General features: G+C 58.7%; 20 protein-coding genes. 11 read left to right on the top strand and 9 right to left on the bottom strand.

Annotation, left to right across the window (positions count from 1 at the left end; translation table 11 throughout):
- The first annotated feature begins 38 nt into the window (after positions 1–38).
- Positions 39–1,058 (top strand): LacI family DNA-binding transcriptional regulator, encoded by a 1,020-nt coding sequence (locus AS026_RS34405; RefSeq protein ID WP_062375249.1) that lies wholly within the window; start codon positions 39–41, stop codon positions 1,056–1,058.
- A 98-nt stretch (positions 1,059–1,156) separates the two neighbouring features.
- Here the strand turns inward: AS026_RS34405 and AS026_RS34410 are convergent, their stop codons facing one another.
- The gene (locus AS026_RS34410) at positions 1,157–1,801 is read right to left on the bottom strand and encodes a glutathione S-transferase family protein (RefSeq protein ID WP_062375252.1); all 645 of its coding nucleotides are present in this window, start codon (positions 1,799–1,801) and stop codon (positions 1,157–1,159) included.
- 291 nt (positions 1,802–2,092) lie between these two features.
- On the opposite strand from AS026_RS34410, the gene AS026_RS34415 reads away from it, so the two are divergent.
- The 8 genes from AS026_RS34415 (at position 2,093) to AS026_RS34445 (ending at position 8,037) form a co-directional block, all read left to right on the top strand.
- Complete coding sequence (locus AS026_RS34415; protein WP_062375255.1) at positions 2,093–2,449, top strand: hypothetical protein; 357 nt, start codon at positions 2,093–2,095, stop codon at positions 2,447–2,449.
- On the top strand, positions 2,446–2,958 hold the full coding sequence (locus AS026_RS34420) for a helix-turn-helix domain-containing protein (protein ID WP_062375257.1): 513 nt from the start codon (positions 2,446–2,448) through the stop codon (positions 2,956–2,958). The genes AS026_RS34415 and AS026_RS34420 overlap by 4 nt, the downstream gene beginning before the upstream one ends.
- Positions 2,959–2,963: 5 nt before the next feature.
- A complete protein-coding gene (locus tag AS026_RS44325) occupies positions 2,964–3,314 on the top strand; it encodes a VOC family protein (protein ID WP_062375360.1) in 351 nt (116 codons plus the stop codon).
- Positions 3,315–3,675: 361 nt separating this feature from the next.
- Complete coding sequence (locus tag AS026_RS34430) at positions 3,676–4,707, top strand: methionine ABC transporter ATP-binding protein (RefSeq protein WP_062375362.1); 1,032 nt, start codon at positions 3,676–3,678, stop codon at positions 4,705–4,707.
- Positions 4,697–5,365, top strand: coding sequence for a methionine ABC transporter permease (locus AS026_RS34435; protein ID WP_025659220.1), 669 nt, complete (start codon positions 4,697–4,699; stop codon positions 5,363–5,365). The genes AS026_RS34430 and AS026_RS34435 overlap by 11 nt, the downstream gene beginning before the upstream one ends.
- A 42-nt stretch (positions 5,366–5,407) precedes the next feature.
- On the top strand, positions 5,408–6,184 hold the full coding sequence (locus AS026_RS34440) for a MetQ/NlpA family ABC transporter substrate-binding protein (protein ID WP_062375259.1): 777 nt from the start codon (positions 5,408–5,410) through the stop codon (positions 6,182–6,184).
- A gap of 173 nt (positions 6,185–6,357) precedes the next feature.
- Positions 6,358–6,543 (top strand): zinc-binding dehydrogenase, encoded by a 186-nt coding sequence (locus tag AS026_RS44720; RefSeq protein ID WP_425349839.1) that lies wholly within the window; start codon positions 6,358–6,360, stop codon positions 6,541–6,543.
- A 315-nt stretch (positions 6,544–6,858) separates the two neighbouring features.
- The gene (locus AS026_RS34445; protein ID WP_062375262.1) at positions 6,859–8,037 is read left to right on the top strand and encodes a GGDEF domain-containing protein; all 1,179 of its coding nucleotides are present in this window, start codon (positions 6,859–6,861) and stop codon (positions 8,035–8,037) included.
- A gap of 70 nt (positions 8,038–8,107) precedes the next feature.
- Here AS026_RS34445 and AS026_RS34450 read toward each other — a convergent pair whose 3' ends face one another.
- From AS026_RS34450 to AS026_RS34470, 5 genes are all read right to left on the bottom strand, one after another.
- A complete protein-coding gene (locus tag AS026_RS34450) occupies positions 8,108–8,911 on the bottom strand; it encodes an ABC transporter permease (protein WP_062375264.1) in 804 nt (267 codons plus the stop codon).
- Between the two features lie 2 nt (positions 8,912–8,913).
- Positions 8,914–9,753, bottom strand: a complete 840-nt coding sequence (locus AS026_RS34455) for an ABC transporter permease (protein ID WP_062375266.1) — start codon at positions 9,751–9,753, stop codon at positions 8,914–8,916.
- Positions 9,750–10,919, bottom strand: coding sequence for an ABC transporter ATP-binding protein (locus AS026_RS34460; RefSeq protein WP_082728663.1), 1,170 nt, complete (start codon positions 10,917–10,919; stop codon positions 9,750–9,752). The genes AS026_RS34455 and AS026_RS34460 overlap by 4 nt, the downstream gene beginning before the upstream one ends.
- 103 nt (positions 10,920–11,022) lie before the next feature.
- Entirely contained in the window at positions 11,023–12,045 is a 1,023-nt protein-coding gene (locus tag AS026_RS34465; protein ID WP_062375271.1) for an extracellular solute-binding protein, read from the bottom strand.
- A gap of 129 nt (positions 12,046–12,174) precedes the next feature.
- Positions 12,175–13,302, bottom strand: coding sequence for a Gfo/Idh/MocA family protein (locus tag AS026_RS34470; protein WP_062375274.1), 1,128 nt, complete (start codon positions 13,300–13,302; stop codon positions 12,175–12,177).
- A gap of 128 nt (positions 13,303–13,430) precedes the next feature.
- Between AS026_RS34470 and mocR (AS026_RS34475) the strand changes: the two genes are divergently transcribed.
- A complete protein-coding gene (gene mocR, locus AS026_RS34475; RefSeq protein WP_100248232.1) occupies positions 13,431–14,918 on the top strand; it encodes a rhizopine catabolism transcriptional regulator MocR in 1,488 nt (495 codons plus the stop codon).
- A gap of 39 nt (positions 14,919–14,957) precedes the next feature.
- Here mocR (AS026_RS34475) and AS026_RS34480 read toward each other — a convergent pair whose 3' ends face one another.
- From AS026_RS34480 to AS026_RS42155, 3 genes are all read right to left on the bottom strand, one after another.
- Positions 14,958–16,193, bottom strand: a complete 1,236-nt coding sequence (locus AS026_RS34480; protein WP_062375278.1) for a DegT/DnrJ/EryC1/StrS family aminotransferase — start codon at positions 16,191–16,193, stop codon at positions 14,958–14,960.
- 95 nt (positions 16,194–16,288) lie between these two features.
- Positions 16,289–17,782 (bottom strand): rhizopine catabolism transcriptional regulator MocR, encoded by a 1,494-nt coding sequence (gene mocR / locus AS026_RS34485; RefSeq protein WP_100248233.1) that lies wholly within the window; start codon positions 17,780–17,782, stop codon positions 16,289–16,291.
- 102 nt (positions 17,783–17,884) lie between these two features.
- A complete protein-coding gene (locus AS026_RS42155) occupies positions 17,885–18,046 on the bottom strand; it encodes a hypothetical protein (protein ID WP_160330133.1) in 162 nt (53 codons plus the stop codon).
- Positions 18,047–18,137: 91 nt separating this feature from the next.
- Here AS026_RS42155 and iolE point away from each other — a divergent pair, with 91 nt between their 5' ends.
- The gene (gene iolE / locus AS026_RS34490) at positions 18,138–19,037 is read left to right on the top strand and encodes a myo-inosose-2 dehydratase (RefSeq protein WP_062375280.1); all 900 of its coding nucleotides are present in this window, start codon (positions 18,138–18,140) and stop codon (positions 19,035–19,037) included.
- Positions 19,038–19,067: the final 30 nt, after the last annotated feature.

Here is a 19,067-nt window from a genome sequence, read left to right on the forward strand (position 1 = left end):
TATAATTTTCCGAACACCGGGGAATGAGGCGAATTGGAATGAAAAATCAGACCGTTAACGCGACAAGAGACAGGGTCACTATCCGTGACGTGGCCCACGATGCCGGTGTCTCCGTCGCTGCGGTCTCGAAAGTTCTGCGTAATGCTTACGGCGTCAGCGAGGTCTTGCGAACCAAGGTCGAAACCTCGATCGAGAAATTGAACTACCGACCTTCTGTCGCAGCGCGAGCCATGCGTGGCCGCACGCAGACGGTTGGCGTGCTGGTGATCGAGTTGTCGAACCCGTTCCTGGCGGGTGTCATCGAGGAGGCCAATGCCACGCTGGCGAAGAGCAGCTTCAAGGCACTGATCGGTATCGGCCGTTCCACGAGCCCGATCGAAGCTTCCATGATCGAATCGATGATCGACAACCGCATGGATGGCGTTCTGATCATCGCTCCCAGGATATCGAGCAAGGTGCTGGAGCGCTATGCGCGCCAGATCCCGATCGTCGTCATCGCGCACCATGAGCCGCATGCGCAGACCTATGACACGGTCAATTCCGACGATCGACGGGGCGCCTGCCTGGCCGTGGAGGCAGCGTTGCGGTCCGGCTACACCGACATCGCGATGCTCGGTTATGACCTTGCCGATTCACCGCCCACCATCGTCGCCCTCCAGCGCGAGAAGGGCTATCTTGACGGCATGAAGGCTGCGGGCCTGGAGGCCCGCATCATCCGTCTGCCGCTGGTGGGATCCGACCGCCGGGCCGCTATCAATGATTTTCTGGCCTTGAATGACCGTCCCCGCGCGGTTTTCGTCTGGTCCGATCTCGATGCTGTGCCACTCATCAATGCCGCGCGCATGAGTGGCATACGGGTCCCAGAAGATCTTGCAATTGTCGGCTACGACAATTCGCCTATGGCGGCCATACCGCTCGTCGGCCTGACAAGTGTAGACCAGAACGCCGCTGAACTCGGCAGGACCGCGAGCGAAGCGCTGCTTAGCCGAATAGAAGGACGCAAGGACGCTCGCCACGTCCTGATCGAACCCCGTATCGAATGGCGCGGCAGCACGTGAAGCTCCCAGGAAAAAGATTGGGGTCTCGTTCAATTGGTGCCCAGGCTCCGCTAGCGGCTGCAGCACCACTGCGATTTTCGTTGGCGCTGAGACGGATCTCAGGACGGGGTGGGAATCGGCGGCAAATCTGGCGCCTCCAATCCGGAAAACGGATCGCGCCATGCATCGATCTCATCGAGACGGTCGGCCCACCGTTTTATTGCGGGATACCGATCAATCGGGAGGCGCGCGGCGTCGTTGAACGGCAAGAATGTCGCCATCCGAAAATCTGCAAAGGAAATCGTCTCGCCGACCAACCACGATCGATCAGCAAGCTGGCTTTCGAGAATGCCGGCGGCCTTGTGGAATTGTCCCAGACCCTCTTCAACCATCCTCTCGTCACAGGTTCCGATGCCATAACGCAACTTCGTGCCTCGCTCCCAATGCACGACGTCACAGGCCTTGACGAAATTCTCCTTCGCCCAGCTGATCCAGCGTATCATTTCCGGCTCATGATCGTCGGTTCTCCAGAAATTCGAGCCGACACGACGGGAAAACCAGCACGCGATCGCATCGGTCTCCCAAAGTGTGCGACCGCCATGCTCCAAGATCGGCAACAGATGGTTTGGGTTGAGTGAAGAAAATCGCTCCGCCTGCCCCGGAGCCATTGGTGCGGCAAACTCGAATTCCACGTCCATTTTCAAGAACCGCGCCACGGCGACAGCGAGTCGCGGATTGGGGTTTCTGCTGAAATAAATCTTCATTAGGTCTTTGCCTCCACCGTCTTCATAGCAAAAGACGAACGACGACCGAGCCTTTCGACATGGCGATGAAAATTCTGCTGGGCCCGGACATAGCTATCCCACAGAAGGGTAGTGACGGCGTGAAGCACGTTTCCTCCTTTGCCCGCCCTGGGGAGCCAATGGCACAAGGGTATTGTCCTCGTCCGGCGAGGCGCGGCCAGGTTAGATTTAGCGCGTTAGGCCTATCGCCCGCGCTGTAGGCACATTATGAGAATCCGATTATACCTTGCAGAGTATATTAAGGAGCATTATATGAAGACTAAGCAAGAGCGATTCACGCTCTTCGTTGAGCGGCTGGCCGGCGCGGAGGCAGCAGGAACACATGATGAGGCATTTGAACTTATCCGCGAGACCCTCGACGGCGTTGAAGACGAGTTTTCCGGCGTTGCCTCCCACCCGTCAGCTTTTCAGACCGATGGACGAATGTACCCTCCACAATCTGACAACGCCCGGAAAGTACCGGGCCATCCAGGCACCATCCGGTATCGATCCAGAGCACACAACACAATCATCGGAGCAAATGGCGCTATACGGATTGAAACAACAGGGTTTCAAAAAACTGTAGTTCTCGAAAAGCCGGGCGCGAATGGAGAAGGATTGGGAATATGACAGCAACTAGCCTTTTGACTGATACAGTCGCTCACCTCCAAGAGCTTGGGTTCGCCGTTGAAACTGACGCTCCTGATGATCCGAATGGCGAGACATTTCTGGACATCACAAGGAACGATTTCTCCACGCAAATCTCCTTCCGCCCGCATGCTGGACTAGGGATATTCATTTCCGACGATGCGTACGGACAGAGACCTGATGAGGTCTACCGAAACGCGGAAAAGGCTGCCAATCGGGTCGATCAGTTATTCAGACAATTCGAAAAGTCGGGATCTATTGGATACCTCACTCTCGTGGACATGCGGAAGCTCAACAACCTGTCGCAGGTAGAGCTCGCTGAGGCTCTTTCGATCAAGCAACCGTCGGTCAACAGAATCGAGAAGCGGGAAAACATCAAGTTCGAAACCCTGGCGAAGCATGTGGCCGCGATGGGTGGCCGCCTTGAGATGCGCGTTGTTTTCGACGAAATGGAAGCCCGGCTAGAGATTCCAGCTTCTCAGGTAGGATGATGCCAATGCAGGCTCCAACTTTAAATCTAGTCGTGCTCAGGGCAAGCGACCCTGGATCTCTGGCTTCGTTTTACCAAACTCTTGGTTTTCAGTTTCAAAAGGAAAAGCACGGTTCAGGCCCCGAACATCTCGCGTCGAAGACAGGTGGCTCGGTCCTTGAAATCTATCCCAAAGGCACCGAGAGCTTAGACACGACCGCGGTTCTCCTAGGGTTTCGAGTCCCATCGATCTCAAAAGTCTTGAGTAATCTGGGCAGCGCCGTGGATATAATATCTCGGCCTTCCAAATCTGATTGGGGCACCCGTTGCGTTATTAGGGACCCTGAAGGACATAAGATCGAACTACTTGAGGCGTAGAGTTCGAGTAACGTTCGCCCGCGCAATGAACGCCTGCGGGAATCCCAAGAGTTCGGCTGGATTTTCGCTATGTTTCACATGCGCGAGCGATATCTCGTCCATTCGCTAGTGGCGGCCAACGCGGCTAGGCACCGTGCCAGTGAAGCTTGCGATGAACCATCTGTCAGAACGTGTTTGAATTCGAAGGTGCAGGTCGATTGGCTAATTTGTACATTTGCGGTTATAGAGCCCCCAGTTTGTGAAGACCAACATCTGAGAGCATAGCATGACAAGCCAACATGCGGGCCGCGCAGGCGCTACATACGCCGCGCCGGACGGCAAGCCCGGAAGCGATCCGGTCGCCGTGGCACATTCGGTACCGATGGTAGCCTTGAAGGGCGCTGGGAAGCGTTACGGGCCCGCGGGCGAAGGTGGTTTCACCGCCGTCGAAAGTGTCGATCTGACAGTTGAACGCAGTGCCATCACCGGCATAATCGGTCGCTCTGGCGCCGGCAAATCGACGCTCATCCGCATGGTCAACGGTCTCGAGAGCGTGACGTCGGGGAAGGTGCTCGTCGATGGTGTCGACGTCGGCGCGCTTGGTGAGGACGGTCTGCGTGGCCTGCGCCGCCAGATCGGCATGATTTTCCAGCATTTCAATCTACTGTCGTCGCGCACCGCCTTCGACAATGTGGCGCTGCCGCTGGAAATTGCAGGCGTCGACAAGAAGGCGATCCGTGCCAAGGTCGGGCCGCTGCTCGACCTTGTCGGCCTCGGCGACAAGGCCGGCAGCTATCCTTCCGAACTCTCGGGCGGCCAGAAGCAGCGCGTCGGCATTGCCCGCGCGCTGGCGACGGACCCCAAGCTGCTGCTCTCCGATGAGGCCACCTCGGCGCTCGACCCGGAGACAACGCAGTCGATCCTCGAGCTCCTGAAGCGGATCAATGCCGATCTCGGTCTCACCGTTCTCCTGATCACCCACGAGATGGAGGTGGTGAAAACCATCGCCAGCCACGTGGCTGTCATCGACGCCGGCCGCATCGTCGAATCCGGCCGTACCTTCGACGTCTATACCAACCCGCAGCACGAGACGACGCGCACGCTGCTCGCCTCGGCCCTGAAACTGCCGAACTGGCTGCGCTCCGCCGTCAAGCCGCAGCCATCGGCCGGCGACCGTGTGCTCGTCCGGCTGGTGTTCTTCGGCGACACGGCCTTTCAACCTCTGACCGGCCGGCTTGTCGCCGAGCTCGGCTCCGACGTCAATATTCTCGCTGGCGCGATCGAGGAGATATCGGGCGAGCCCTTTGGCTCACTTGTCGTTTCCTACTCGGCGGAGCCGGATGTCGTCGCGCGGGCTAACCGCTTCTATGCCGAAACGGGCCTTACCACGGAGGTGCTCGGCTATGTCGCCTGATATGATTTTCGGCCTCCTCTCCAAGGCGCTGATGCAGACCCTGCAAATGGTCCTCGTTGCCGGCATCGTCGGCTCGATCATCGGCCTGCCGATCGGTGTCTTTCTCGCCACATCAGGCAAGGGCGAGCTGTTTCCGGCACCGAAAACCAATCGCGTGCTTGGCCTCGTCGTCAACGCCGCTCGATCGACGCCGTTCATCATCCTGGTCGTTGCCATCGTGCCGCTGACGCGCCTTTTGACGGGTACCTCTATCGGCACTTGGGCAGCAATCGTGCCGCTGACCATCGCCACCATTCCGTTCTTCGCGCGCCTCGTTGAATCTGCCATCCGCGAGGTCGACAAGGGCCTGATCGAGGCCGCCCGCGCCATGGGAGCAACGCCATCCCAGATCGTCTACAAAGTGCTGCTTCCAGAGGCGCGACCCAGCATCCTCATGGCGCTGACGATGACCATCGTCAGTCTGATCGGCTACTCGGCTATGGTCGGGGCCGTCGGCGGCGGAGGCCTGGGCGACCTCGGCATCCGCTTTGGCTACCAGCGTTTCAATCCGGAGATGATGGTACTCGTCGTCGCGGTGCTGATCGTGCTCGTGCAGGTCGTGCAAAGCGCCGGCGACGGGCTCGCCCGCCGCTTCGACAAGCGTAACCGGAAGAACTGATCTCTAATTCGCATATCCAATAAACATACCAAGGAGACTCCCGTGAAAAAGTTCATCATCGCCGCCGCGATTGCGGCCTTTGCAGCCGGCTCGGCCTTCGCCGAGGATATCAAGGTCGGCGTCACGCCAGGCGAGCACGCCCAGATCATGGAAAAGGTCGCCGAAGTCGCCAAGACCAAGGGTCTGAATATCGAGATCGTCGAGTTCTCCGACTATGTCGTGCCGAACCAGGCGCTGGCCGACGGCGACATCCAGGCCAACTCGTTCCAGCACCAGCCCTATCTCGACAACCAGATTGCCGACCGTAAGTTCGATCTCGTCAGCATCGGCACGACCATCACCACGCCGATGGGCGTCTACTCCAAGAAGGTGAAGAGCCTCGACGAACTGAAGGACGGTGCTACCGTTGCCATCCCGAACGACCCGACCAACGGCGGTCGTGCGCTGCTGGTTCTGGCTAGCAAGGGCCTGATCAAGTTCAAAGAAAATCCGGGCATCAAGGTGACGGTTGCCGATATCGTCGAGAACCCGAAGAACATTGAGTTCGCCGAAATCGATGCCGCCCAGCTGCCGCGTTCGCTTGAAGACGTCGATGCCGCCGTCATCAACACCAACTACGCCATGGAAGCCGGCCTGCATCCCAAGACCGACGCCATCGCCATCGAAGGCGAAAAGTCACCCTATGCCAACGTCATCGTCGTCCGCGCCGCCGACAAGGACGCGCCCTGGGCCAAGACACTGGTCGAGTCCTACCATGATGAAAGCATCCGCAAGTTCATCAACGAGCAGTTCAAGGGCGCCCTGATCCCGTCCTGGTAAGATCCTGCTTTATCGGGCCAGCACAGTGAAACGGCTCGGCTCCGCCGGGCCGTTTTTCGTTGATCAGAGGCATTTTGTCGTCGCCAAATCGGGCGGCGTTCACCGAAGGTCGTGTTACCGTGACGAAGATCGATGTTGGGCGGTAAAGCCCGATCACATCTAAGGAAGCCGCGATCGCCGGCATCACAGACTGTCTTGAAGATGATGCCTACCGCCTGATGATCGGGCTCACTCTACCGCTGGACCAAACGGCGCAAGCTCATATCGCTCTGGAGCGGGGAACTGTCGTTGGGAAGATCATCATCAAACTGGTCGAGGGCGATACGTCTGACCGGCAGCCGAGCCCCAGGCCTGGCTGAGTCGTTGAATGGGTTTGTCCGCGATAACGGGCATTGCGAGCGGAAGAATACCGCCCCACCCCTGCCGGTTCCTTCTCATCGGACCTGCGAAACCTTGAAACGGTCCCCATAGTTGCCGGTTTGCTAGCCGGGGGATCGCCCCCCACCCCAACTGGTCATCGGGTCGATCTTCGCTAGAGCTCAGGTATCGGGAGGCGGATTGCAGGTCACGCCGAGAATGTCCGGAAAGCCACCCACTTAATAGTGTCGTGTTTCACAGTTTATTAAGACACTTGTACTGAAGCTTCGGCGGGATTGGCAGCGGATTCTTGTGCAATGGTGAATGGAGCAGTTTTCTTCCTTGTGGTGAATTTCATCATCGCAATCTGCTTTGCGCTGGTATTCGCCGTCGTGGCGGTGCGCAGCCAGTCGCGCCAGGCTGCGCTATGGTTCTCGGCAGGTTTTGCTGTCGCCTCTCTTTCTGCCATCAGTGAGCTCTTCGTTGCGTATACAGATTTGTCGAAGCTCTTCGCAGTTTTGGCATTTGCAACTGTGCTTGGTGGCATGATCCTGCTGCGCTTTGGTATTGGCGAGCTTTACGGCGTGCGGATCGCGCCATTCTGGGCGATATCTTTTTTCACCCTTTGCATCGTACTTGATCTGTTTATCTATGGCCTGCCGCGTAGCACGCTTCGGCACGCCTTATCTTATCAAACACCTTTTGCGCTGGTCATTCTTACCTGCGCTGCTGCGGTCTTCGCGTCACGGCGCCGCGCAAGGATCGATCGGGTCCTTGGCTATCTGCTCACCGCAACCGGTCTACATTTCTTTGCAAAAGCTGGTCTGGCAGTGACCGCCGGTGCCGGCGCGGCGGCAACTGACTATATTCATACAAACTACGCATTGATTTCACAGGGATCGACTGCCGTATTGATCGTGGCAGTTGGTCTGACACTCCTTTCGGTCCTCGTCCTCGATATCATGGCCGATGAACGCAGCAATTCCGAAAGGGATGTACTTTCGGATCTTGCCAACCGCCGCGGTTTCGAGAACGGTGTCGCCGCTGCCCGCCTTGTCGCCCCCGCCGTCCGGCATTCCGTCATGACCTGCGATATCGATCGCTTCAAAAGCATCAACGACACGTTCGGTCACCATGCCGGAGACAAAGTGATCCGCGCCTTTGCTGACCTCCTGAAATCCAATGCTGCGCCGAATTTCATCGTCGGGCGCATTGGCGGCGAGGAGTTTGCCGTGTTCATGCCGAACACAACGGTCGAAACGGCCATGCTGTTTGCCAGCTCTGTACGACTCGGAGCGACGGGGATCACTGTGGAGGGATTGCCTCCAACACTGACTGTCAGCGCGAGCTTCGGTGTTGCCGACGTTCCCGCCGGGGAGAGCATTGACGACGCCATGCGCCGGGCCGACATGGCGCTCTACGAAGCAAAGCGAGCCGGACGAAATTGCGTTAGACAAGCCCGCTCTGCGTCGCCGGATATTCGGCTGGTGACATGAGAACAGACCTTCGGGCCGGACTGATTTTGAGTTTATCCGACATCCGGAGGAGGAAGAGGACCGCTCAGTCTTAAAGTTCAAGCTTTCCGTTCTTCTTCCAGACGCGCAGGCCGAACAGTGCCACCACAAGTGTCCCTGCGATGACGAGTGTCACCAAGGCGTTGATTTCTTGCGTAAAGCCGACGCGTAACATCGACCAAAGACGGATGGGAAGCGTCATGCGATCCCCAGACAGAAAAAGTGTAATCAGGGTTTCGTCGATGGAGATCGCCGCCGCGAACAGCACGCCCGACAGGATGGCAGGCTGGAGGTGTGGGAAGATAACGTGGCGGAAGGTCTGCCAGCCATTGGCGCCGAGATCCCTTGACGCCTCGCGCAACGAAGGTGACAGATTGGTGAGCCTGACACTTGTCAGGCGATATGCTATTGCCAGGACGAATATTGTGTGCCCGAGAGTGACTGTCACCAGGCTGAGCGGAACCTTCAACGCGGTGAAATAGATGAGCAGCGCCAGCCCGGTGATCATCGACGGCATGATGAAGGGCAGATAGATCAGCGTCTCGATGGCCCGGCGACCGAAAGCGAACCTGCTGTCGAGATAGAGCGCCATCACGATCGCGATCACGCTCGACAGGATCGAAGCCGAAACCGCGACGACGACGCTGGCAAACAGCGATTGCATAAGGTCGACGTTGCCGAAGAGCTCAAGATAGGCACCGGCGCCGGCTTCGGCCCAATGCAGCGAGCCAGCTTTGCGCGGCACCACCGAAAGCAACGCGTTGACGAGGATCGGCGCATAGAGAACCAACACCGTCAATGCAAACAGGACCGCACAAAGCCCGTAGACAAACTTTTCTCCGCCGCTGGACCTCATTGCTATGCCTTACCCTTCTTGGAAACTAGTCCTGCCGACAGGATGGCCGCGCCGCTGACGATCACCAGGACGACCGCGAGTGCAGCACCCAGCGGCCAGTTGTAGGCGGCGCCGAACTGAGAGAAGATCACGCGTCCGAAGGTAAAGCCGTTCGGACCGCCGACCATCTGCGGTGTCACGTAATCGCCGAGCGACAGGACGAAAGCGAAGATTGCTCCGGATACGACGCCAGGAACGGAGAGCGGCCAAACCACGTGGCGGAAGGTAGTCGCCTGCGTGCCGCCGAGATCGGCCGACGCCTGGACAAGAGACTCGGGAATGCGTTCCAAAGCCAGATATATCGGCAGGAACACGAACGGCAGGTACATCGCGACCATCGTCAGGAGGGTAGCATTTTCGTTGAACATAAACGCCGTCGTCGGCTTGGCGAGAAAACCGACGTCGAGCAGCAATTCATTCATCAATCCGGTAACCGCTAGAAGCGAGCGCATCGTGAAGAGCTTGACAATATAGCTCATGAACAGCGGCAAGATGATCACCAGCAACAGCGGAAAGCGTTTGGCCTCCGGTTGCTGCCAGACGTACCAGGCCAGCGGATAGGCCAGCAACAGGCAGATTAGGGCGACGCGGCCGCAAAGCCAGATCGTGTGCCAAAGAACCCCGACATAGGCCTGGTTGTTGGCGAACTCGACGTAGTTGCCTGCCGAAAAATCTCGCACGATTTCGCTGCCGTTCATCGAATAGAACGAATTCAAGACAAAGCCACTGAGCGGCAGCAGCACCAACAGAACCGGTCCTGCCGCGGCGATCAGAAACAGGAAAATGCGCGCTCCCGACCTCATCTCGCACCCTCCGAAGCCGCGACAAGTTTAAGATGTCCGGCGGCGGATGCGGCTTCGTCACCGGCGACCGGAACAATTGCCAGATCCTTGGCCGAAAAGCGAAGTCGAACCGAAGTCCCCGGTACGCTCGACACCGGCAAATCGCCGCTCGTGACCTTGACCAGAAATTCGATCTCGGGATGATCGTCGCAGGTTGCAACGACGCGTGTCAGCGGGCCTGCGAAGATGGTTCTCCGAATCCGGGCGGAAATACAGATCCTTTCGCCTTCGCGCTGAATACCGGCGTCCATTCTGCCTGCCGCGCCAAGCTGGATGGCCTCTGGACGCAGGCAGGCGATTACCTTTGCCTTGCGCGGTCCCCTTGCGGCGACGTCGGCAAGCGGGCCGAATGGCGTCTGAAGGCTACCATCCGGAGTCAAGGTCCCGGCGATTAGATTGGTATCGCCGAAAAAGCTCGCGACAAACGGCGTTTTCGGCGCGTAGTAAACTTCGCGATGGTCGCCGACCTGCTCTATCCGGCCTGCGCTCATCACCGCAATGCGATCGGACATCGTGATCGCCTCTTCCTGATCGTGTGTGACGAGAATGAAGGTGGTGTCGACACGACGCTGCAGATCCTTGAGGAAGGTTTGCATCTGATAGCGCATTTCCGCATCGAGGGCGGAAAGGGGTTCGTCGAGCAGCAGCACCTTAGGCTCACAAACGAGTGCACGAGCAAGCGCGACACGCTGTTTCTGCCCGCCAGAAAGCTGCGACGGCATACGGTCGATCATTTTCTGCAAGCCTACAATCGACAGCGCCTCGTTGACCTTGCGAGTAATCGCCTCGCGCGGTTGGCGGCGGATCATCGGCCCGTAGCCGATGTTCTCGGCTACCGTCATGTGCGGAAAAAGTGCGTAGTCCTGGAAGACCGTGTTGAAGGGGCGTTTGTGGGTCGGCACATTGGTGATGTCGCGTCCCTGAAAAAGAATCTCCCCGGAGGTGTTGTTGGTAAAGCCTGCGATCATCCGTAAGAGGGTCGTCTTGCCGGACCCCGAAGATCCGACAATCGTCAGGAATTCACCCGATCGGACATGTAGCTCCGTCGGTTGCAGGACCTGCAAATGTCCATAACTTTTGCTCACTCTGCGCAGGATAAGATCCTGTTCTCCCCCTAGAGACGACATCGCGCCGCTTTCCCTTCTTGCGTCTAACGACCACGTGCACCGCCACGAGCGGTATTGTGAAAGAGAACGGGGGCGATGCATGAGCATCACCCCCGTCGATTTGCTAAGCCGCCTTGATCTCGTTCCACAAGGCTGTTCGCGCCTCCTGGTTTTCCGCCTGCTGCGCGAAGAACAGTTTGTCGGCGTAGGTCAGGCCATTGTCCTCATTGGCTTTCTGGTTGGTCGTGTTGCCGTATTTCAACTTGGTGGAAAGAACCGTGCCCACCTCGTCGGCCATGCAGTTGTTGATCCAGGCGTGCGCGAGATCGACGTCCTTGACCCCATTGCAAACGACCCAGCAGTCGAGCCAGCCGGTTGCTCCTTCCTTCGGGATGGTGAGCATGGCGTCCACACCGAGCTTCTTGAGGTTGACGAGCTGCAGCTCTCCGATCGACAGCATCGCCTTGATCTTATTCTCGGCAAAAATTTTCACGCCGTCGTCGAAGCCGGTGTAGTAGGTCATTAGAAGCTTCTTCTGCTCGATGAGTTTTGCCTTGCAGGCCTGCAACTGATCGGGCTCGAGCTTGTAAGGATTCGGAAAGCCGAGCAGCAACGCAGCGAGTGTGATAGTACCCGGATCGTCGAAGTTGATGAGCTGGCCAGCATTTCCCTCATCCCACATCACGTGCCAGCTGTCGGGAGCCTTGTCGAACTGCGCTGTGTCGTAGATTAGCGGCTGCGAGCCCCAGGCAAAGGGAATGCCCCACAATTGACTGTCAATGTTCAAGTCCGTGACATTCTTGTAGACCGGGCTCAGGCGGTCCATGCGCGCAACCTTGGTGGGGTCGATCGGCTTGACGAGGCCGAGCTTCTGATAGCGCGGCACCAGCGACGTGTTGATCGAGAAAGCGTCGAAGCCAGCTCCTTGCGATCCGCGCATCTTGGCAAAGAACTCTTCGTCGGAGGTCAAGTAGGTGATGTTGACCTTGACATTGTTTGCTTCTTCAAAGGGCTTGACCCATTCAGGCTCGGCATAGCCTTGCCAGACCGCGATCCGGAGCTCCCGCTGGGCAGCTCTGGCTACAAACGGGCTCGCGAGCAGTGCAAAACCCGCCGTGGAACCGAGAAATTGTCGTCTATTCATCATGCTACCCTCCCAAGTATCTGCGTGACTTCAGTTGGACTTCCGTTCATCTCGATGCCGGTACTTTAGAGGCATCGCATTCGCAGCAAAGCACCGCTTCCATCAATCCTGATGGTGCCACTTTGCCGACCCTCAGCTTGCCACTCGTGGCGCGACCGCAATGGTGCGACGTTCCGCAGCGCTCCGAATTGCGGCCTCGACGAGATGCGAGCCCCGCAACCCATCCTCGAAGCTTGGAAATTCCGCAGGCTTTCCCCGCATGCCGCGCCATGCTTGCGAAATGACGTTTCTGAACGCCTCGCCGTGTCCCTCGGCGTGGCCCGCCGGCAGGAACGTCATGTAGGATTTGTCAGGCGAAAGGTCGTTAGGTGTCCGGAAGCGTTTCAACAGGCCCTCGCCCCGCCGCTCCAGATACCAATCCGGTTCCTGTTGCGTCCAATCCAAACCGAGATTGGTGCCGTCCACCGAGATCGCCAGCCGATTGGGGTAGCCGGCCGACACCGTGCTGATAGTGGCACTACCGGAGGCGCCGTCATCGAAGCGCACCATGATCTCGGCGTGATCCTCCACTTGCACGTCCACTTCAACACCGTTCTCGACCTCCCGCCCCGGTGGGCGCGGTCCCTGCCCCGGCTGGCCGGACCAGACGCGTTTTGGGTGATGGGTGCTGAACTGTGCGGTCACCTCACAGATAGAGCGGCCGGTCACATGCTCGACGAGATCCAGCCAATGGACGCCGATATCCATCATCGCGAATGAGCGCCCGACCTGCTTCGAAACGAAATGCCAGGTGAAGCGATCGGGGGACAAGCCTTCGTCGTTCATGTAGCATCCGCCGACGCGAAGCAGCCGCCCGACCTCCCCGGAGGCAATACGCTGGCGCATCAATTGCACCAGCGGATATCCACGATTGTGATACATGATGGCACCGACGCGGCCGGCACGTGCGGCAGCTTCGATCATCAATGAGGCGTCCTCGATAGAAGCAGCGATCGGCTTTTCGCATAGGACGTGCGCCCCCGCTTCGAAAGCAGCGATCGCCTGAACCTTGTGGAGATGGTTCGGCGTGCAAATGTGAACGACGTCAGGCTTTACCTCGGCTAGCATTCGTTCGATGTCGCCGTAAGGCCGGCCATGGCCGAACGACTTAGCCGAGTCCAGTGAACTGCCGCAGACGCCGGCGATTTCTCCACCAAGATGCAGGATCGCACGTGCGTGCACCTTGGCAATGCCGCCCGTTCCGACAATGGCTACCTTCATTTTGTACCCCCGGCTTTGCCGACCCGGCTCGGCGCCGGGCCGGAGCGGAATAGTTGACGGAGAAAATTTAACGTCGATAATGACCCCAGCAAAAGGGACAAATTCGCGATTTTTGATGGTGCCACTTCATGCGAAAGCGAATTCAGTTTTCCCTAGATATGCTGACGCTTGACGCCGACGCCGAGACGGCGCTCCACCGCCAGCTTTACAACGAACTGACCCGTCTGATCCTGAGCGGGAAGCTCAAGGCTAACACGCGGCTGCCCTCCAGCCGCACGCTTGCCGACGAGCTACACATCAGCCGCAATACTGTGATCGCCGCCTATGACGCCTTGCTTGCGGAGGGTTATGTCGAATGCAGGTCAGGCTCGGGAACGTGGATCAGCGATCTGCCGGAACCGACCAAGAAACCGGACTCCCAGCAGGACGAACTGCATCTTCCGCAATTGTCGCGGCGCGGCAACGTCATTGTCCGCCAGCCGAAGGATCAGACGGTTCCCGGGCAAATCGCTTTTCATCCGGGCTTTCCCGATATTCGGGAGTTTCCGTTTTCCACATGGGCCCGCCTATTGAAGAGGCATGCCCGCTACCCTCACGAGGAGATCTTTGGCTATCATTCGCTCTCGGGTCACCCGAGACTACAAACGGCAATTGCCAACTATCTCGGGGTTTCGCGCGGCGTCGAGTGCACCCCGTCGCAAGTCATCATCGTTACCGGGGCGCAGTCGGCCTTCGACCTCTGCGCGCGGCTTCTCCTCGATGAAGGTGACGCCTTCTGCTACGAGGAGCCCGGTTATTCCGGCGCCTTCAGCGCGATGCTGGCGGCCGGTGGTGTTCCGATCCCGCTCTACGTCAACCGCGATGGATGGTCCGTTCGCACCACCTTCGAGCAGAATCCCAGGCTCTTCTTTGTCACGCCATCCTGTCAATGGCCGATGGGGCTCGCGATGCGCCTTGAAAATCGCCTCGAGTTGTTGAACGCGGCAGAAAACCTGAACGCGTGGATTATTGAAGACGACTATGACGGCGAGTATCGCTATCGCGGCAAACCGATCCCTGCCATGCAGGGCCTCGACAAAAGCGGCACGGTTCTTTACGTCGGCACGTTCGGCAAGACGATGTTTCCTGCTCTCCGCATCGGTTTTGTCGTCGTGCCGGCGCGCCTGAGCCAAGCGTTCGACGCGGCCGTCAGCATAACCGGCAAACACCCGCCTCTTCTGCTGCAGGCGACACTTGCCGATTTTATCGAGGAGGGCTTCTTTGCAAAGCACCTCGCAAAGATGCGACGCATTTATGCCGAGCGTCAGGCCGAATTCGTCGGGGAATGCAACGCCTATCTCGGCGAATGGCTGTCGGTCGAACAGATCGATACCGGCATGCAAGTTGTGGGCCGGTTCAAGATGCCCATGTCGGACCTGGAATTCTGCGGGTTGGCGGCCGCGCACGCGGTCGACGTCAGCCCACTTTCGCCGCATTACCGCCATTCGCCGCCGGAACAGGGGATCATCATGGGCTATACCGGTGTTGGCGCAACCGAGCGGCAAAAAGGACTGGAGCGACTCAGGGCCGCGTTCCAGGAAAGCCTGCGGTCAAAAGACAGGGGCTGCGTTGCATGAATGTGATTAAGCAACGCAGCCCCGCTGGAATGCAGCCCCTCAGGTGTATTTCTGAATATCGACGGCGCCGGACGTGCGAACGATGGCGGACGCCGGGGCAGCGTTGGTGAGTGCGATACGTGCAGCTTCCGCAATGTCATGGATGATATCGGCGGTCTTTTCCGGTGCTCGGAGCGGATCGGTCGGGACCATGACCGTGCGAGCCAGGATATCCAGCGATGAGGCACACATGTCTCGCGAATATTCGCGACGGCATTCGCGGTTTTCAATCAGATTGTAGGGGTTGAGGATCGGATGGAAAGCGCCCTCGTGCTGCAGCACCTGGTCCCATTCGGTATAGGTGTGGCGGCCGGTCTTGCCGGCGATTACGGCCGGGAACACTTCGACGAACCGGTTTGCTGCCTCCGCGCTAGGCAGGAGATACATGACGTGTGTTGCGCAATCGTGGTCCGGACTGTTCATCGGGCTCAATCTGAGGCCGAGATTGTCGAGGCTCGCAGTACCGGCGATGATGCGCTTCTTCTCCCTGCGCATGCTGGAGATCAACCCGTCGATGCGGTCGAGTTGAACGTTGAGGAGCGCCCCCATGAATTCCGAGGCACGGGCGCCGTTACTTGCAAACGGCTTTATGCTGTCGGTTCGGCCCTGCCAATAGTAGTGGCACGGATCGATGGCGCATCGCACCCTTTCGGCGACCTGGGGATCATTGGTGGCAAGACCACCACCCTCGCCGCAGCTCATGTTCTTGAAGTAGTTGAAACTGAACGCGCCGGCATGGCCGATCGAGCCGAACTTGCGTCCTTTGTAAGAGCCGCCAACGCCCTGGCAGGAATCTTCCAGCACGAAGAGGTTGAACTCCTCCGCGATAGCCATGATCTCGTCCATGTCACAGGCGGCACCCCACATATGCACGGGGATGATGGCCTTCGTTCGCGGCCCGATGGCTGCGCGGATGGCCTTCGGACTGATCGTCACGCTCTCGTCGATGTCGACGATTACCGGGATCGCGCCAACAGCGAGAACCGACGTTGCGGTCGCCATATAGGTGTGGGCGGGAATGATCACCTCATCACCCGGACCGATGTTGAGGCCCATCAGTCCGGCCGAAAGGGCGTAAGAGCCACTCACCGCCAACGAGAAATGCTTGACCCCGAGAAAGTTGGAATAGCGTCTCTCGAACTTCTCGCACTGGCTACCTTCGTGATACCGAAAAAGGACGCCTGATCGGATGACATTTGCCAGCGCATCGATTTCTTCCTGCCCATAGTAGTACATCGCAACTCTCCCATGTAAGCGATTGCTGTTGAAGGAAAGCTACTCAGATTTCGGTATCTTCAGAAGTGCCGTTTCAATCAAGTTTGATGGTACCACTATCCCAAGGAATGGGACGGAACGCTGACATGTTCCGCGAAAGCTCGCTCCAGCTGGCCGATCCCCAGTTCCGTTTGTGCCTTGTTACAGGCGGCGTATCCCAGCACGAGCCCTTGGATGGGTGTCTCATGCTGATAGTATTTCGACAGTGGCGAAACATTGATGCCGAGCCTTGTCGCGGCTTCGCTGATCTTGATGTCGCTCAGGCCCTTGCGCAAGTGCCCAACGACCTGAATGCCCGCTTCTGCGTTCAGCAACTCCATGTAGTCGGAAAGCCGCTCCTCGCAGATCCAATAGAAGAATTGCCGGCGGCCAGCATAGATCCGGCGCATGCGTTTCAGGTGCCGGCTCATGTGTCCCTCGACGATGAAGTCGGCGAGCGCTGCCTGCAGGAAGAGCGGCGGAAACTGTCCTGTTGTGCTGAGGGCGGGGTGGATGCGATCGCAGAGGCCCGGTGGCAGGACCATGAAGCCGAGACGAAGCGCCGGAAAGAGTAGTTTTGCGAAGGTGCCGACGTAGATGACGTTGCCGGAGCGATCCATTCCATGCACGGCGGGAACCGGTCGCCCCTGGAAGCGATATTCGCCGTCGAAATCGTCCTCAATGATCCAGGCATTGCTTCTTTCCGCGAGCTCCAGCAGCTGCAGCCGCTGGTCCATGCGCATTGAGGTGCCAAGGGGATGCTGGCAGGCCGGTGTCACATAAATCAGCCGGATGTTTTTCGGAGGCCGGCCCATCTGCCATCCCTCGAGGGTGACCGGCATGGGACGGACATCGGCTCCAGCGACAGTGAAGGCCGCCTTGGCGCCGTAGTAGCCTGGCTCTTCCATCCACACCCGATCGCCGGGATCGAGCAGCAGGCGCGCCAGAAGATCGAAGGCCGCTTGTGCTCCTGTTGTTATGACGATCTGCTCCTTGGTACAGATGACACCGCGCGAGGAGGCCAGGTAACCGACGATCGCCTCCTTCAGTTCAGGCAAGCCTGTTACGTGGTAGGTCCCGAACAAGCTGTCGCCGGCGAAGCTGGCCCGCCGCGCCAGCAGGCGACCCCAGACGCCAAAGGGAAAGTTGTGAGCGTCGGGCATGCCCGGATGAAAGGCGAAGCATCCCGGCGATCCATGGTGGAACGGCTGGTGCATCAATGCCATGCCTCGCACCGACAGAGTGCGCTCGCTTGGGATGATCAGCGACGGGGTCTGCAATTTCGGCAACAGAGGGAGATCCACCACGACATAGCGAGCGCCCTGTCGATTGACGAGATAGCCCTCGGTGACGAGCTGGTCATAGGCCGCGATGATAGTGTTGCGGGCCAAAGCCAGATCGGCAGCGAGTTCGCGCGTCGACGGCAAGGCCGTACCGGCGGCAAGCGTCCTGTCCTGGATCATCTTCACCAGCGCGCGGTGCAGCTGCCGATGCAGGGACATCTCGCTGGTTCGATCGACAGCAAGCATGTCGAGGGGAAAAGATTGGCGGAGACAGCGTGCGGAGGACACAGGCGTTTCCTGACGTGGACCAGACGAAGTGACACGCTACGTGTTCCGACGACCACTGGCAACTGGTTCCTAATTTTTCCGCCAAACTGGAACTCGTGCAGGTTACAGATAGGTGTAGTCTAGCCGCAGATCGAGGGTGATTTCTGGAGGGGGATCTACACTCGCATTGAGGTAGCGCGGCTGGGAGGGTTCGGCGTGCACCTTGAGATGCATCTCCCCACCATCCTTGCGTGCAGTTGGTCGAATCAAACCGGTTTTCGACATGCGGCCCTCCAGCCAGCGTAGTAGGGCGACCCTCAACTGCGAGGAAGAGGAAGCGTCAAGTGAAGCATCTATTATTGGAAAGACAACTCGTATGACAGTAAGGCTTGGCATCAATCCGATCACGTGGACGAATGACGACGTGCCGGAACTCGGTGGAGACACCCCTCTGGAGGTGTGCCTGTCGGAAACACGCAAGGCGGGTTTTGCGGGCACGGAGCTCGGCGGCAAGTTCCCGCGCAAGAGCGCTGAGCTTGGCCCGATCCTCGAGCAGCATCAGCTCGACCTCGTCTCCGGCTGGTATGATGGCCGCATCCTCGACCACGACATCGATCAGGAATTCGAGGCGATCCTGCCGCATCTGACGCTGCTGCGTGACCTCGGCGCCAAGCATGTGGTCTACGCCGACACCTCGCGCGGCCGCCACGGCGCCATCCACGACCCGATCTCGCAACGTCCGCATCTCGCCGACGACGAGTGGAAAGCTTACGGCGCCAAGATCACCACGCTGTCGGAACGTTTTGCCGATTTCGGTGTGCGGATGGCCTTCCACCATCACATGGGCACGATCGTCGAAACCGACGACGAGATCGGCAAGTTGATGGCCAATACCGGCGAGGCCTTCGGCCTGCTCTACGACACCGGTCACTGCGCCTTTTCCGGTGGCGACCCGAAGGCGTTGCTCCAGCACCACGTCGCCCGCGTCGTCCACGTGCACTGCAAGGATGTCCGGCCGGAGATCCTGAAGCGCGCCCGCGCCGAAGACTGGAGCTTCATGCACGCCGTGATGGAAGGCATCTTCACGGTGCCGGGAGATGGCGCGCAGGATTATCCGACGCTACTCAAGATCCTGGCCGATGCCGGTTATTCCGGCTGGCTGGTTGTCGAGGCCGAACAGGATCCCGCCAAGGCCCATCCCCTCACCTATGCAACGATGGGCTACCGCAACCTTCGCGCCATGGCGATCGAGGCCGGGCTTACCGTCGCGGATTGAGGTATCCCGTGTTCCAATTGCCAAACAACC

The organism is Rhizobium altiplani (assembly GCF_001542405.1).
GTDB lineage: Bacteria > Pseudomonadota > Alphaproteobacteria > Rhizobiales > Rhizobiaceae > Rhizobium > Rhizobium altiplani.

Coding starts and splice junctions, on each gene's coding strand:
- AS026_RS34465 (WP_062375271.1), bottom strand. CDS start 12,045: ATGATGAATAGACGACAATTTCTCGGTTCCACGGCGGGTTTTGCACTG.
- AS026_RS34470 (WP_062375274.1), bottom strand. CDS start 13,302: ATGAAGGTAGCCATTGTCGGAACGGGCGGCATTGCCAAGGTGCACGCA.
- AS026_RS34450 (WP_062375264.1), bottom strand. CDS start 8,911: ATGAGGTCCAGCGGCGGAGAAAAGTTTGTCTACGGGCTTTGTGCGGTC.
- AS026_RS34410 (WP_062375252.1), bottom strand. CDS start 1,801: ATGAAGATTTATTTCAGCAGAAACCCCAATCCGCGACTCGCTGTCGCC.
- AS026_RS34455 (WP_062375266.1), bottom strand. CDS start 9,753: ATGAGGTCGGGAGCGCGCATTTTCCTGTTTCTGATCGCCGCGGCAGGA.
- AS026_RS42155 (WP_160330133.1), bottom strand. CDS start 18,046: ATGTCGAAAACCGGTTTGATTCGACCAACTGCACGCAAGGATGGTGGG.
- AS026_RS44325 (WP_062375360.1), top strand. CDS start 2,964: ATGCAGGCTCCAACTTTAAATCTAGTCGTGCTCAGGGCAAGCGACCCT.
- AS026_RS34430 (WP_062375362.1), top strand. CDS start 3,676: ATGGTAGCCTTGAAGGGCGCTGGGAAGCGTTACGGGCCCGCGGGCGAA.
- AS026_RS34460 (WP_082728663.1), bottom strand. CDS start 10,919: ATGTCGTCTCTAGGGGGAGAACAGGATCTTATCCTGCGCAGAGTGAGC.
- AS026_RS34480 (WP_062375278.1), bottom strand. CDS start 16,193: ATGTACTACTATGGGCAGGAAGAAATCGATGCGCTGGCAAATGTCATC.
- AS026_RS34420 (WP_062375257.1), top strand. CDS start 2,446: ATGACAGCAACTAGCCTTTTGACTGATACAGTCGCTCACCTCCAAGAG.
- AS026_RS34445 (WP_062375262.1), top strand. CDS start 6,859: ATGGTGAATGGAGCAGTTTTCTTCCTTGTGGTGAATTTCATCATCGCA.
- AS026_RS34435 (WP_025659220.1), top strand. CDS start 4,697: ATGTCGCCTGATATGATTTTCGGCCTCCTCTCCAAGGCGCTGATGCAG.
- mocR (WP_100248232.1), top strand. CDS start 13,431: ATGCGAAAGCGAATTCAGTTTTCCCTAGATATGCTGACGCTTGACGCC.
- AS026_RS34415 (WP_062375255.1), top strand. CDS start 2,093: ATGAAGACTAAGCAAGAGCGATTCACGCTCTTCGTTGAGCGGCTGGCC.
- iolE (WP_062375280.1), top strand. CDS start 18,138: ATGACAGTAAGGCTTGGCATCAATCCGATCACGTGGACGAATGACGAC.
- AS026_RS34405 (WP_062375249.1), top strand. CDS start 39: ATGAAAAATCAGACCGTTAACGCGACAAGAGACAGGGTCACTATCCGT.